The 14,806-nt window shown below is 42.3% G+C and carries 17 protein-coding genes; 8 read left to right on the forward strand and 9 right to left on the reverse strand.

Annotated features, from left to right (window positions below):
* The 7 genes from JW841_02010 to JW841_02040 form a co-directional block, all read left to right on the forward strand.
* Nucleotides 1–720 (forward strand): hypothetical protein (locus JW841_02010; GenBank protein MBN1959695.1); only part of this gene is annotated, 720 nt, incomplete at its 5' end.
* 251 nt (nucleotides 721–971) lie between these two features.
* A complete protein-coding gene (locus tag JW841_02015; protein MBN1959696.1) occupies nucleotides 972–1,175 on the forward strand; it encodes a type II toxin-antitoxin system HicA family toxin in 204 nt (67 codons plus the stop codon).
* 15 nt (nucleotides 1,176–1,190) lie between these two features.
* Nucleotides 1,191–1,604, forward strand: a complete 414-nt coding sequence (locus JW841_02020; protein ID MBN1959697.1) for a type II toxin-antitoxin system HicB family antitoxin — start codon at nucleotides 1,191–1,193, stop codon at nucleotides 1,602–1,604.
* Nucleotides 1,605–2,033: 429 nt separating this feature from the next.
* Nucleotides 2,034–2,384, forward strand: coding sequence for a type II toxin-antitoxin system RelE/ParE family toxin (locus JW841_02025; protein ID MBN1959698.1), 351 nt, complete (start codon nucleotides 2,034–2,036; stop codon nucleotides 2,382–2,384).
* A gap of 4 nt (nucleotides 2,385–2,388) precedes the next feature.
* On the forward strand, nucleotides 2,389–2,688 hold the full coding sequence (locus JW841_02030) for a helix-turn-helix domain-containing protein (GenBank protein MBN1959699.1): 300 nt from the start codon (nucleotides 2,389–2,391) through the stop codon (nucleotides 2,686–2,688).
* Between the two features lie 219 nt (nucleotides 2,689–2,907).
* Nucleotides 2,908–3,183: a BrnT family toxin gene (locus tag JW841_02035; protein MBN1959700.1), complete on the forward strand. Its 276-nt coding sequence runs from the start codon at nucleotides 2,908–2,910 to the stop codon at nucleotides 3,181–3,183.
* Nucleotides 3,116–3,451 (forward strand): BrnA antitoxin family protein, encoded by a 336-nt coding sequence (locus tag JW841_02040; GenBank protein ID MBN1959701.1) that lies wholly within the window; start codon nucleotides 3,116–3,118, stop codon nucleotides 3,449–3,451. The genes JW841_02035 and JW841_02040 overlap by 68 nt, the downstream gene beginning before the upstream one ends.
* A 119-nt stretch (nucleotides 3,452–3,570) precedes the next feature.
* On the opposite strand, the gene JW841_02045 is transcribed toward JW841_02040, so the two are convergent.
* The 9 genes from JW841_02045 to JW841_02085 form a co-directional block, all read right to left on the reverse strand.
* A complete protein-coding gene (locus JW841_02045; GenBank protein ID MBN1959702.1) occupies nucleotides 3,571–3,783 on the reverse strand; it encodes a YgiT-type zinc finger protein in 213 nt (70 codons plus the stop codon).
* Nucleotides 3,780–4,100, reverse strand: coding sequence for a DUF4258 domain-containing protein (locus tag JW841_02050; protein MBN1959703.1), 321 nt, complete (start codon nucleotides 4,098–4,100; stop codon nucleotides 3,780–3,782). The genes JW841_02045 and JW841_02050 overlap by 4 nt, the downstream gene beginning before the upstream one ends.
* A gap of 189 nt (nucleotides 4,101–4,289) precedes the next feature.
* On the reverse strand, nucleotides 4,290–4,883 hold the full coding sequence (locus JW841_02055) for a hypothetical protein (GenBank protein MBN1959704.1): 594 nt from the start codon (nucleotides 4,881–4,883) through the stop codon (nucleotides 4,290–4,292).
* 4 nt (nucleotides 4,884–4,887) lie between these two features.
* Nucleotides 4,888–6,399, reverse strand: coding sequence for a 4Fe-4S binding protein (locus tag JW841_02060; GenBank protein ID MBN1959705.1), 1,512 nt, complete (start codon nucleotides 6,397–6,399; stop codon nucleotides 4,888–4,890).
* Nucleotides 6,400–6,405: 6 nt separating this feature from the next.
* Nucleotides 6,406–7,398 carry a DUF362 domain-containing protein gene (locus JW841_02065; GenBank protein MBN1959706.1) on the reverse strand — a complete coding sequence of 331 codons (993 nt, stop codon included), beginning with the start codon at nucleotides 7,396–7,398 and terminating at the stop codon, nucleotides 6,406–6,408.
* Between the two features lie 10 nt (nucleotides 7,399–7,408).
* Entirely contained in the window at nucleotides 7,409–8,002 is a 594-nt protein-coding gene (locus JW841_02070; GenBank protein MBN1959707.1) for a hypothetical protein, read from the reverse strand.
* A 232-nt stretch (nucleotides 8,003–8,234) separates the two neighbouring features.
* On the reverse strand, nucleotides 8,235–10,046 hold the full coding sequence (gene glmS, locus JW841_02075) for a glutamine--fructose-6-phosphate transaminase (isomerizing) (protein MBN1959708.1): 1,812 nt from the start codon (nucleotides 10,044–10,046) through the stop codon (nucleotides 8,235–8,237).
* The gene (gene glmU / locus JW841_02080) at nucleotides 10,047–11,522 is read right to left on the reverse strand and encodes a bifunctional UDP-N-acetylglucosamine diphosphorylase/glucosamine-1-phosphate N-acetyltransferase GlmU (protein MBN1959709.1); all 1,476 of its coding nucleotides are present in this window, start codon (nucleotides 11,520–11,522) and stop codon (nucleotides 10,047–10,049) included. It lies immediately after the preceding gene.
* A complete protein-coding gene (locus JW841_02085) occupies nucleotides 11,485–13,221 on the reverse strand; it encodes an acyl--CoA ligase (GenBank protein MBN1959710.1) in 1,737 nt (578 codons plus the stop codon). Before JW841_02085 ends, glmU begins: the two co-directional genes overlap by 38 nt.
* Between JW841_02085 and JW841_02090 the strand changes: the two genes are divergently transcribed.
* Nucleotides 13,220–14,800 carry an OmpA family protein gene (locus tag JW841_02090; GenBank protein ID MBN1959711.1) on the forward strand — a complete coding sequence of 527 codons (1,581 nt, stop codon included), beginning with the start codon at nucleotides 13,220–13,222 and terminating at the stop codon, nucleotides 14,798–14,800. The two genes, JW841_02085 and JW841_02090, sit on opposite strands and share 2 nt — an antisense overlap.
* Nucleotides 14,801–14,806 lie beyond the last annotated feature (6 nt).

Genomic DNA, 14,806 nt, shown 5'->3' on the forward strand with positions numbered 1-14,806 from the left:
ATAAATGGTGTTTATGATAAATTTAATCTATCAAATATTTTAACAAATCAAAATACACGAGAAAATATTGCTAAAAATGTAGATAACATACTAGCAGTTGAAAACCTGCTTGACACATATTGGGAATTTTATGGTTATGGTGATATTTTGAGAAAGTCAGTTCCATTTGTAAAACAAATCGAGCAAACACCGACCTGCAATGCAAATGTACCAAGTACATTTGCATCTTTTGCTAAAAATATAGGGGAATTGATGCATGACTATAAAAATAAAATAGCAATTTATTACCGTTTCTTAAAGGGCAAACAAGGTTTATACAATAAGGATATAGAACCAATAATGAAAAATCTATATGAAAAAATTCATATAATTAATAATGACGCTATACATAGAATTAATTTAAGAACTAAGCAACTTATAGTTCATATTCAAGATGTATTGAATATGACAAGAGAGGCTATTAAAAATAGTGCTAGTGAGAAGTTAGCGAAAAGAAGTGAGATATTAAAATATTACAAAGAACAACTTGAGCAATGCGATTTTAAAAATGATGGATTTCGTAATATACAAAAATGGGCAATATATTTTGAGGCTGAAACGATGGGTGAGGTTAAGATACAGTCGTATAATCTTAATGAATTATTGTTTGAAGGTGAGAGTTTGCTTAAAGAAGTTACTAAGCAGCTATCTGAAGTTACTACAGAGCTATCTAAACCATAATAATTTATTATCCTAAAACACCATTATCCCCACACCACTTAATATCGCCCCCAGTGAAATATAGCCTAGCCATAAATGAGTTTTAGCGATGGACTTTTGGTCATTATAGCCGAGATGATTGCGGGCTTTAAAGCCTTCGTTGATAAATCGATGTATTTAGAATAAATTAAAATGGTTAGGCTTACATTTAAGCGGTTAATTAAATGGCTAATAGATAGACAGATGACTACAGATATTATAGTATTATTTTCATGACAGCGCGAGAAGTGCTTTTGGTAATCAAAGCAAGAGGAGGTGTAGTTGTTCGACGGCGCGGATCGCATGTGCGAATCAAGGCGGGGAAATGTTTTGCTACTGTACCAGACCACGGTTCTCACGACATGCCGCCCGGAACGCTTCGTTCTATCGAGCGTCAGCTTGAGCCTTGCTTTGGTAAAGGATGGCTGCGAAGTTAAAAAGGAGAAAGCATCATGGCGAAATATTTAGTCAACTATGAACGGGATGAGACTGGTTGGTGGATCGCCAAACTTAAAGGCGTCCCTGGTGTAAACAGCGATGGACGTACCGTTGCCGAGGCCCGTCGGCGTGTACGTGAAGCACTATCCCTAGCGATCGGTGATGACCAAGCCAAGACGGCAGAGCTCGTCGATCATGTAAAGCTACCTACTCAGGCACAAAAGATCGTAGATCGAGCTACTGCCACTCGGGCGAAGCTTGATGAGATTCAGGCTGAGGCTCAGATAAGCACAGCCAAAGCTGTACGTGAACTTCGCAAACAACTTGGGCTTTCGACCCGAGACATCGCAGACCTTCTTTGCATTTCTCACCAACGTGTCCAGCAGCTTTCCCGCGTTCGGTACTCTAAAATGGCTTATATGAAATAGGCTAATCGCTGTTACAAATCGATGTTTGACATAGTGCTATGCAGCGGTAGAAATTTTTTTAATATGAGTATCCATTTCCTTTATGACTGCTTGAATTTCCATGACTTGTTCTTCATCGAAAAGTGGCTCGCTGCATTGAGTACAGACCCAAGTGCAGACGCGATCGAGTAATAAATGATATCCATTGCACCCCCACTCCACTTAATATCGCCCACAATGAAATAGGGCTTAGCTATATAATGAGTTTTAGCGATGGACTTCTGGTCATTATAGCCAAGATGACATCTCGTTACCCTCGGGATGATCTAGCTGTTTTTCCAGGGTTTTTGAAAAGTTACGCGATAATTTGCTAGAAAAAGGATAAAAAAATAGGTCAATGAACTACATATTATTTTGACATCAGTGGTTCGATGGCCTACTATCTTAATTATGGAAAAGGTCTGGATCACCATAGTTGAAACAAAGCCTTTTATGAGGAAAGGCAAAAGTCTACTATCAGAAGACGAGGTAGACGCAATCAAAAATCTCATTGCCACTAATCCAGAGTGTGGCGAAATTATAGAAGGTACGGGAGGTATTCGAAAAGTGCGTATAGGTTTGACGGGCAGAGGTAAAAGAGGGGGCGCACGTGTGATTTATTACTTCTATAACATCCATTTCCCCGTGTTTCTTTTTGATGTGTTTGCTAAAAATGAGAAGGATAACCTTCCAAAAGCAGAAAGAAACGATTTGGCCAAGCTTTCGAAATTGCTTGTCAAAACTTACAAACCAAAGAGGTAATACCATGGCAACAAAAGCCTACAAAAGAATAAAAGAGGGCATGCTGGATGCTATCGCTTATGCGCAAGGAGATAATAGCACTGGGCATATTGTCACAAGAATCCAAGTACCCACAGTTGATGTGAAGGCAATTCGAAAAAAGCTCAATTTGACACAAGATGAGTTTTCACGAATGTTCGGCCTGAGTAAGGAAACCATTCGTAACTGGGAGCAAGGGAAAAGACAACCAGAAGGTCCAGCACGAATCTTGTTGCTCGTCATCGACCGTAAACCGCAAGCAGTTTTACAAGCACTTGCAAGCTAACCTTTAAAAGATAGCAGCTCATCATTATCTTTATAAGACTATAGTTGCTTGATTTCTTTTCTTTTAGGCAGTCAAATTGGCACTATTGGATGGAATTAGGTTTATAAATATTTTGAAACCACCGCTTATACTGCGGACATCTACCGTATTACTAACAACGCAAATAGCTCTATTTGACAAAGCTTGATTGTACGTACATAATTGTACATATGTTTACTTATGCTACAATTCGAATGGGACAATCAAAAGAATGCCTTGAACCAAAAGCGCCACGGTGTAAGCTTCGAGGTTGCAGTTTTGATCTTCAACGATCCGAATATAGTCACTTTTCTGGATACCCGTATCGACTATGGCGAAGATCGCTGGATCAGCATTGGCATGGCAGGTCAGACTGTATTGATCGTGGTACACACATTAAGGGAAGGGTATGACGGTGAAGAAGTCATTCGCATCATCTCGGCACGTAAAGCAACGACTAGTGAAGAAAGACGCTAACTATCAAGTGACGCCTAAAATGCAGCAAGAGCTAGCACGACTCGCTGTCATGAAGGATGAAGATATTTGTCTTAATGACACGGACATTCCCTCTATTGAAAATTGGGATAACGCGGTACATGGCAAGTTTTACCGACCGTTCAAACAATCCATTACAATTCGTGTCGACCGTGATGTTCTTGCCTGGTTTAAAGCACGAAAGGGAGCCTATCAGACCAGTATTAACAAAGCTCTACGCGAATATATCATCGCACACACGCAAAAATAGTTTTAGAGTCTCGTGTTGTTGTAAGTCTAATAACGTGTGATTTCGAGCGATGCGAGAAATCTTGGTTTTATCTTGGGTAAGATTTCTTCTTAGCTACGCGTATGCCAAATGGGGCGATGCTATGCAGCGGTAGAAATTTTTTTAATATGAGTATCCATTTCCTTTATGACCGCTTGAATTTCTATAACTTGTTCTTCATCGAAAAGTGGTTCACCGCATTGAGTACAGACCCAAGCGCAGACGCGATCGAGTAATAAATGATATCCATTGCGATCGATATGATAAGGAGCTTCTCCTCTTTTAAGGTCAGCTTTGCAATACATGCATTTCATGGCTTTAGCCTCCTTTTAAAATCTGGGGTCCATTTTGATGCTTCTGGTATGTAAGCTGTAATAATTGCCAGGTAGCCCTCTTTAGGTGCACAGACGATATGAATAGGCCTATTCGTAACAAAGTCAAACATTAAGCAGCTATGTCCTCTTGGATCATCACAATAGTCTTCGATAATTTCGCCATTTAAAATGACGTGACGTACCTCATTGGGAGAAATCATACGATCTACTCGGTTTATTTGATTAATTGCATGAGGTAAAAAGAGGATCCTTTGGCTGGCCGATTCAAGTATCTTTTTTTTAATATTATCGGTCATTGAATTTTAGCCCTTTAAGAATAGCTGTATTACACTATTAACAACAATACTATCATAAAATATTCTGCAAACCAGAGGATTGCAAATAAATGAAGAAAAACGACAACGTATTTAAGCTTATACAGATCTATAGATTACAGTTCATTTGCTGTAATAAGCTATAGTTGTTAATGAAGTGGAGAAATTATCCTAAAACACCATAACCCCCACACCACTTAATATTGCCCCCAATGAAATATAGCCTAACCATAAATGAGTTTTAGCAATAGATTTTTGGTCGTTATAGCCAAGATGATTGCGAGCTTTATACCCAAGATAACCGCTGGTGGCCATCGCGGCAGCGGCGGTAAATAAAAATATTTTATGCACTAAGCTGCGGTCAAATTTTAGTAGGTTGCGTTCAAATGGTACAGGGGCAATAATGGCGGCAAGCGCAGTAGTGGTAAATAAACCCATGGTACCATAGGCTAAGTATTTATGGGGTTTTTTATAGCGAGCGGTAGTACCGCCAGCTTCGGTGTACATATCATTATAACTTAATTGGCCAATGATACATAAAGCAGTAGTTGAAGCGATAAGAGAAATGCCTAAGCCTTGATGCACGTTGAGCAATAGACGACGACGTTCAACAGCTTGAGGGTCTACTGCTGGTGGTGGGGGTGTTTCGGGTTTACCGAGTAAGTCAAAATCAAATTGGTCCTTAGATACTGCCCTTGCTTGGTAAGCTAGGGTAAAAATAATAAAAGTTAAACAAAAGCAAATATATCTAATTAGATAACGCATAAGTTTATAATTTACCCCCTGTAATGATAACGCGGTTAGTGCGACTGCGGCTTTCACCAACTGAGGTTACACGAATGGCGGCTTCATCTGCCACTGGGCAGTGGGTTTCACAAATACCACAACCTACACATTTGGTTAAATCAATATAGGGTTGTTTAAGGGTGCGGTCTTTTCCATTACGAGCTTGAATAGTTACCACTTTATAATGAATAGCTTTCGGTGAAGTCGGGCATACTTCTTCGCAGACAATACATTGAGTTTCATTAGCCCAGGGTAAACAACGACCGCGATCAATAGATGCCGAGCCAATACGAATTGGTTCAGTATATGGTGGTAAACCTAATTTTTCTGCTAAGGAAATATAACGAATCGCACTGGTTGGGCAAATTTCACCGCACAAGGCACATTGTTGTTCACAATAGCCTAAGCGCGCAATTAATACCGGGGTCCACAGTCCTTCAATACCGGCTTGCTCAAATGCGGGCTGCAGTCCGCCGGTAGGGCAAACTTTCATGCAGGCGCCGCATTTAATGCATTTTTCTAAAAACTCTTCTTCGCTGCAAGCCCCCGGAGGGCGAATTCGTTTGGGATTAGCGCGAGGGTTAACCCCATCAGAAGCACGCAACAGCGGTACCGCGGTTACACCCAAGGCAAGCGCAGCAAGTGAACGGCGGCGACCTAAATTGATTACATCAGTAGTAGTGGTAGGAGATGACGATAGAAAACCGTATTTTATACCGCCGCGAGGGCAGGCTTCAATGCAGTTAAGACACAATAAACATTCATTTACACGCAACTTGTCTTGCGGTTGAGCGGCTCCGGCACAATCAGCACCACAAACATTACAGTTGTTGCATAAATCTAAATTGCGATGCAGGCGAAATAGTGAAAAGCGTGATAGCAAACCTAGCAAGGCCCCTAGTGGGCAAAGCAAACGACAGTATAAACGTGGAATAATGAAGTTAAGTGAAATAGCAACGACAAATAAAAAGGCAATAATGCTTGAAGCGTGAAAGTGGCGTTCGCCCTGATAAACACCCCAAGCAAGGTTATCAAGAGCGGGGATGAGGGCAGTACTCATAGCCCGCCAGGTAAAGGCAATAGGGTCAAGCCAGCCGATTTGATTGCTGCCCAATAACGCCATTGCCAGTAAGGCTAAGAGAATAAAATATTTTAATTTAAATATTTTGCGGGGATTATTAATTTTTATGCGGTCGCTAACACGGCGTTTTTTTGCCACAAAGCTACAAGCGTGGTGAATAGTGCCAAAGGGGCAAAGCCAACCGCAAAAGAAGCGACCGAAAATTAGAGTGATAATAATTATGGGTACTGACATCAGTAGAAGCGGATGAATTTCGCGGCTAGCCAAACCAGCGCTAAGCGCAACTAACGGGTCGATGGCTAAAAACCATTCTACCGGATAGCCACCGATCAGTGATGCGGTGGTGGCAAAAACCAAAAAGAGAAATAGAGCGAAAAATACTACCTGGTAAATACGGCGAACTTTTCGAAACATTTTTTTTTAGCCTGACGTCTCAACTAGTTTAAGGCTTTTATAGTCACTACGACCAAGACCAGCTTTTTCACCAACAGCGATAAAGCTTAATTCATCTGGCGAGCGTTCAAGTAAAGTGGCGCCAAAGGCATCAAGCGCAACTTCGTCAATGCCAGCGGCGATGGTATCGCAGCGTTTTACATCATCGAGACTACCGCCTGATGGTCCGTTATGCATCATCACGCGCGTGCCATCGAGCACAGTCAAAGTGGGTTTCATCATGATGGCCAGATCAGTTATGGCTTGATCAATACGTTGATGTAAACGAACGCGATGCCCACCTAAGACCCCGTACCAATTTTTCATCGCCATACTTGCGCCGGTAAGTCCATGATGCTTAACAATAGGAACATTGATAATGCGGTCAGCCTTAATAAAAGGCCAAAAAACTTCAGCTTCGCGCAAAAGTTGACCTTTTAAACCCACCAAGCGAAAACCACCGCTATCAGGTAAAATTAAACGCGCCCCATTATCTTGAGTAGCTTTTTGAAGGCCCGAACGTGCAAAGCAACGTTCGGGTTTATTAACCGATACGTCAGCAACCCATACTTCACTGGCACCAGCTTTAGTAACGAAGCGAATGATTTCAGCAATAACTTCGGGATTAGTATTTGCGGCTTGCTCTGGTAGGCGGTTCCAACCAGCATTTGGTTTTATTAAAACCCGTTCACCTTTATTAATGAAACGACCCATACCGCCTAATGCATTAATTACCGCGCGTACATTGGCGCCAGGATCGGGGCCGCGTGCAATTGCCATATCAATACTGCCAGGTGATGAGCTAGTGCGATGATCACGTATTTCTTCATACTTAGTACCAGCAGGAGAATGCCGTGAAGCTAAAAAAGCCCCAAGACCAGTAGTCGAAACCATCAAAGCAGAGGTAGTAACGACGCGGCTAATAACTTCACGTCGTGTATAAACACGTGGTGAGGTTTTTTGGTCGTGTTCGTTGTGCATGAAAAATCTCTTATAATCTTTGCGCGAGTATTTGCGCTAAAGCAGGTAGTTTACTTTCGGCTTGTGCATCAAAGGCAGTAAGTTTGAGGTAATAAACCTTATAGTAAAACACCAGCGACATTTTAGCAGAACGTCCAGCATCACCAACCTTTACCGGCGTAGTTTGCGCCGAACCTTCGGTGTCATAGATTGCTTTGGCACCATTATTGCTGCCCATATTATAAACATCACAGGTAAATTCGTGATCATCGCTGGTAGCCATTTCCGCAGCAGCTAATCGCACAAAACCATTTTTTATATAAACGGGGGCAGCGCCATCGATATAGTCAAATAATCCCTTATCATCATAAAAAACTAATTCTTCTTTAAGCTTAAAGCCTTCAAAGGGATTGGTAAATATTGCCTTAAACGCGATAATCGGATCGTTGGTGTTAGGCAATGCAGATTGTGGCTTAACCACCGGTGGTTGGTCTTGATTATCTGCAGTGCTGTTTTGCTCTAATGTTAATGTTGGTGTGCGGGGACAAGATGCACCGCGAGTTAAAATGAAGGTAATAAGAGCTGTTGGTAATGCTACTAAAATGGCCAATAGTAAATGGCGCACGTAAAGCCTCCTGTTGGGTAATAAGATCTCTCCTCGCCTTCGGCTCGTCGAGATGACATAATCTCACCATAAAGCTCGTCGAGATGACAATCTCGCCAGGACTTTTGAAGAGGTTACTGACAATCTTCAGTTTAATTTAAATATAGCGATTGTGCCGCTAATTTAAGTTTTTTTGCAAACACAATGTTAAAAAAAAGATATTAATGAAGGGTGGTTAAGATAAAAAGTACAATTATTCAACCGTGACACTTTTGGCGAGATTACGTGGTTGATCAATATCGGTACCAAGCAAATCAGCCACATGATAAGCCAAAAGCTGCAGTGGAATAGTTGCTAATAAAGGAGCTAAAAGCGGGTCATTTTTGGGTACATAAAGAACGCTGTCGGCAAAGTTTTTGATATTTGTATCACCGTCATTTGCTACCGCTACAATATAACCTTCGCGGGCTCGTGCTTCTTGAATGTTGCTGAGAACTTTTTCGTATAAGGGGCCGGTGTTGGCGACCACAATTATCGGCATTCCCGGTTCTATTAGCGCAATCGGGCCATGTTTCATTTCACCAGCGGCATAACCCTCAGCATGGATATAAGAAATTTCTTTTAGTTTGAGTGCACCTTCAAGAGCAACAGGATATCCATAGCCTCTCCCTAAAAATAGCACCGAACGTGCGGTAGTCATGCTACGGGCAGCAGCAATAACATCGTTTTCTTTTTGCAGAGCTTTTTCGATTTGTAATGGAATTTCGCGCAAACCTTCTAATAACTCACTAGCTCGTTTTGAAGATAAACCTCTTTGACGGCCCATACCAATTGCTAAAATTAGCAGCGCTGCTACTTGAGTTAAAAAGGCCTTGGTTGAAGCCACACCGATCTCAGGACCAGCATTAGTATAAAAGACATAATCAGATTCGCGGGCAATAGAGCTATCAATAACATTTACAACAGATAATACTTTTGAGCCGTGGGCGCGGGCTGCTTTAATGGCAGCTAGCGTATCCGCTGTTTCACCTGATTGCGAAACTGCAAGTAAAAGAGTTTTTGGACCCCATAAAGGAGTGCGATAGCGTAACTCACTAGCAAGTTCAACTTCACAACCAAGACGAGCTAAATCTTCAAATGCCAAGCGACCCACCAGACAAGCATGCCAGCTAGTGCCGCAAGCAGTTAGAGTAATGCGCTCAGTGTTGATAAAAATATCTATCAATTCTTGATCAAGTACGACATCGCTGGAGCTGGCACTTAATCTACCGCGCAAGGTGTTGATGATAGCGCGCGGTTGTTCATGAATTTCTTTATGCATAAAATGCTTATGGCCACCACGCTCGGCCATTACCGGTGACCAATCGATTATACGTGGTTGGCGTTCAATAGTACGACCGTCAATAATTGATAAACGCACACTACCTGGACGTACGACCGCTAATTCATCTTCGCCTAACACTATAACTTCACGGGTGTGCGCTAACAATGCCGGAATATCAGAAGCAATCATGCCAGCATCGGGGATGACTCCGATCACTAATGGTGAAGCATTTTTTGCTACAACTATAGTATCAGGTTCATTAGCAGCAATTACTGCAATCGCATAAGCACCTTTTACTTGCGCTAAAGCGCAGCGAACTCGCGCTTCAAGATCACCTTTAGCTAAATGAATTAAATGCGCCATAATCTCAGTGTCAGTTTCACTAGTAAAGGTGCGACCAAGGCGCGTTAATTCTTCACGAAGCTCATGAAAATTTTCAATGATGCCATTATGTACGACTAAAATATCATCAACACGATGGGGATGGGCATTTTCATCTGAAGGTTTACCATGGGTTGCCCAACGCGTATGTCCGATAGCTATATTACCGGCTAATGGTTCACGGGCCAGCTTTTGTGTAAGTTCAGCTAATTTCCCTTTTTTGCGCTGCAATAAAATATTGCCTTGGTGTACGGTAGCAATACCAGCAGAATCATAACCACGATATTCAAGCCGACGTAGACCCTCAAGTACATATTCAGCCGCATTAGGTGAACCAACGTAACCAACAATGCCACACATTTATTTTTTTCCTTTTTGGTTAGCAATACGTTTGCGTAAGGTATTAGCATAACCCTCGCGGTTTTGTTGCCGCGCGCGTCCAAAAGCCAAAGTATCAGCAGGAACTTTTTGGGTTATGGTAGAACCCGCTGCAATGTAAGCGCCATCGCCAATTTCTAAAGGTGCTACTAAAGTAGAATTTGAACCGATAAACGCCCCTTTGCCAATAGAGGTAGGATGTTTATTTTTGCCATCGTAATTGCAGGTTATGGTGCCAGCACCGATATTCACTTTTGGTCCTACAGTCGTATCACCAAGATAAGTAAAATGGTTGGCTTTAGCACCTTTACCAAGTGAGGCTTTTTTAATTTCGACAAAGTTACCAACATGGGCATCAGCACCAACATCAGCCCCAGGACGTAAACGTGCAAATGGACCAATACGTGCGCCCGCAGCTATGTGAGCATTTTCGATATGACAAAAGCTTTCGATTTGGACATTTTCGGCGATAAACGTATCACGTATGATAGTTGGACCATTGATGCGACTACCGCGACCAATTTTTATTTTGCCATATAATTGAACCCCAACTCCAATTTCGACATCAGCAGCAAGCGTAACATCAAAACCGATAACTGTGTTTTGGGGGTTGCGAAAAGTAACTCCGTTTTTTTGATGCAATGCGATAAGACGTTGTTGCAATACCGCTTCGGCACTAGCCAACTCAGCGCGATTATTTACCCCGCATGCTTCAGCAAAGTCCGCGATTTTTACGGGCACCGCCCCACCTGCGGCAGCGGCTATTGGAATGATATCAGTTAAATATAATTCGCCTTGGGCATTACTAGGCGATAAGCCTTTAAGTGCTTTGCGTAGTAAAGCTGCATTTACAACATAAGCGCCAGCATTAATTTCACAAATAGCTTGTTCGCTAACATTAGCGTCTTTGTCTTCAACGATACGTTGCGCTAAAGTTCCTGAGCGTACTACACGCCCATAACCTTTAGGATCAGCCAATTCAGCAGTTAACAAAGCCAATGATGCTTTTTTAACAGCACGCTCAAGGCGTGCCACAGTGGCGCTGGTTAATAAAGGAACATCACCATAGGTAATAAAAATATTACCAGTATAATTTTTTAATGCTTCAAGACCTACTGCCGTTGCATCACCAGTACCGTATGGCTTGCTTTGCACGGCAAATTTTAAATTGGTTTGCGGAAATAGCTTGATCAACGTTTCTTTAACTTTTTCGCCTTGCGGGCTGATGACTACTACAATTGGGTTACATTTGCGAGCTAAGGCAAGGCGTACCGCATGGCTTATGAGAGGTAAGCCACAGCAAGAATGTAGTACTTTTGGTAAACGTGAGCGCATTCGTTTGCCGACGCCCGCAGCTAAAATAATTGCGGCTAATTTGTTTTGCATAACTCTGTGGCGTAGCTTTAGTGGTTCGGCAGTGTCAAGACGCGCTACTAATTTGCGTTTTGTTATTGGCATCTTGATCCCATTTACCTTGTTTGCGCAAACGTTTAATTTCAGCTTCAGCACGGTGTTTAAGCTCAAGCACATCAATTTTAGTTACACGATTGTACGGCATTTCTCCTGTTTTTAAAAATACAACATGGCTAGGTCGTTTATAAGCGGCAATATCAAGCATGCGAGATGATAGCTCAGCATTATTAATTTCTTGCTCACTAGCCAATTCAATAAAGGCAACTATAGCTTCGCCATAAATTTCATGAGGTACACCAACGCATCCAACGGCACTAATAAGGCTGGGAAAACAACCAGCAATAAAACTTTCAATTTCAGCAGGAAATACTTGATAACCTTTAGTTTTTATAACAAATCTTACCCGGCTCGCATAATGTAAGCCACGCTCATCATAGCGGCCTAAGTCACCGGTATAACAAACTCCGTCAGTCGAGATGGTTGCCCGTGTTGCTTCTTCATTATTCATATAACCTAAAAATATTTGTGGACCGTTAAAACAAATTTCACCTATTTCTCCAGCAGGTAATTTTTCTCCGGCACTACCATCTTTTTGCATGGGCTTACGAATTGAAATCGGACAAAGCGGGGTGTCAAAGCCAATGCTTGCTGCTATATCTTGGGGTTTCCATGATATCGGTGTATAGGTGCAAAAACCCGCGGTTTCCGTCAGCCCTAAACCAGTAGCGATTTTACTAGTCATAGCATTAAGGCGTTCAAGAAAAGATAGCGATACCGTCTCACCACCATAAAGGGCAGCGCGCAGCGATGACAAATCAAATTGCTCATAATTGGGTAGTCGCCACTGCATATTAAAAAGTGTGGGTATTTGACCGCATAAAGTAATACGGTGTTCAGCTATCGCCTTAAGAGATTTTTCAGCGTCAAAGACATGTAATAATACTGCAGTGGCTCCAGTATAAAGAGTTGTCATTAGCTGTTCAGTTTGGCCACCCACATGGCTAGGCGGCAGATTTATTAGCATGCGATCGCTAGGTTTCATTTTTACAGTTTCAGCTAAGCCAATATTTTGTATGAGAATATTTTCATGCGCCAAAAGTGCTGCCTTGGGGAAACCTGTTGAGCCGGTGGTAAAAATTATTAAAGCCGGGTCACGTTTAGTGACGTTGCGCTTAGCTTTACGCAAACGCCCAGTAAAGAGCGCCATAAGATAGCGGCGTTTAATATCGCGTGCAAAATCAAGTACATGTACAGCACCTGGGAGAGTGCCACCAGCGGTTTTTTGAAATTGAATAAAGTGTTTAACCGTCGTGGCTTTTTGCATAACCACTTGCACTATGGGTCTAAAATCTATCTTTGGGGTTTCACCAAGAAAGAAATATGCACACGGTTTAATAATCTCAAAGGCATCAATAATTTCTTGAGCTTTAAGTCGTAAATCTAAAGGTGCGACAATAATACCTAGTTTAAAACAGGCGTATTCCAGAAAAATGTGTTCTTTAGTGAAAGGTAAGCTAGTGGCGATAACATCACCGCGTTTTAATCCCAAAGCTAACAATTTAGCGGCAAAGGCATCGGTGATACGGGCTAAACGACGATAGGTAATTTTTGCGCCGGTATCATACTCAATAAGGGCTATTTGTTTTGGTGACTTAACTGCATATAAATCAATGTAATCACTTACTAAATGCAAAAGGCTTTTATAGTGGATTTCGCATTCAATGCGTTTTGGTTGAGTATTCATGAAAAACCGTCACTTGGTGTTAGTTAAAAGTCAACCACCAAACTTGCACGTACTTGCGCAAATTAGCAACCGGTATTTTATTGTTGAATTCTTTGCTTTGTTAACCACGTGTGGTTTAAGACTAGGTTGTATGATCATGGTAGCTGGGTTTGCAAAAATTCTAATAGCATCACTTTTTGTGACCACTACCGGTGATGTGTCACGTCTGCGTCCACCTCCCGCACCAATCGAGCTAATTGGCATGCAGATAGCTGCACCATTGCTACCATCGCAATATGCTGCTGGTATTACCTTCTCCTATGTACGCAACCCTGTAGTTTGGCACTATCCTGACGGATCATACGATCCAGTAGTTTCAGCGCAATTAATGACTGATATTGGTATGGCTGTTGGTTTGGTACCACGTTTTGACATTGGCGCAGTGGTACCAGTAGCATTGGTTCAACAAGGCACCTCAACTAGTTTATCAGGTTTACCCAGCGAGCGTTTATCTAGAGCTGGCGCTGGATTAGGTGATATACGAGTGGTGCCACGCTTAGCTGTTATTGATATAGACGACGTGGGTGTGGGTTTATCCTTGGCTGCAGAAGTAACTTTGCCAACCGGTGATAGCCAGCGTTTTCGTGGTGAGGGCACCTTAACGGCCACCCCACGATTGATTTTATCTGTACCAGTTGCCTCAATAGGTGAGCAAGAAATTCTGCTTAGTGCTAGTACTGGTATGCATTTTCGCAAAGCTACTGAAAATGGCAAAGTTGAGTTAGGTAATGAAATCGAGCTGCATTCTGGTTTAAGTGTGCCACTGCCAAGTGAAATACCATTAACCGCACTAGCTGAAATAAGTGCGCTTGCTGCGGCGAAAAAGCCATTATCGAGTCAAGGTCTTTTTGGTGCTGAAGTTATAGGCGGCATCAGAGCGTATTTAGAGCCCATTTTGGTGACTGTTGGTGCTGCGGCAGGATTATCAGACGGTGTTGGTACTCCTGATTATCGCATTATTGCAACCTTGAGTTATTGCTCACCCGCTGAACCAGAACCAATAGGGCCGACTGAAGGCGGTGGTGATGAATATATTGAACGGTGCCCCGAAATTGAGCCTGGAGTTGAAACATTTATTGGCCTAAATGGCTGTCCTGAGCCAGTTAAGCCAATCAAAGCGCCTGAAGCTAAAGATTTGTGTGCCGAAGAAAATTGCCCCAATGAAGATGAGGCGCTAACTAAATATATTCCTAAAGTTAAAATTGACATTAAATCTACCATTCTTTTTGAGACGGCTCGTTCAACAATTAAGGATAAATCTAAGCCAATACTCGATGAAGTGGCGATGCAAATGCTGGCGCATCCCGAGGTTAAGAAAATGCGTATAGAGGGGCACACTGACAGTGTCGGCCCAGCAGAAGATAACCTATATTTAAGCCAAGATCGTGCAGATAGTGTACGACGATATCTAATTGCTCGTGGGATCGAAAAAGAGCGTCTATTTGCAATAGGTTTTGGTGAAACCCGCCCAATAGCTTCAAATTCTACCGCCCGAGGGCGAGCGAAAAACCGTCGTGTTGAGTTTGTTATTGTCGAATAAAGGGGC

The organism is Deltaproteobacteria bacterium, from assembly GCA_016931625.1.
In the GTDB taxonomy this organism is placed as follows: domain Bacteria; phylum Myxococcota; class XYA12-FULL-58-9; order XYA12-FULL-58-9; family JAFGEK01; genus JAFGEK01.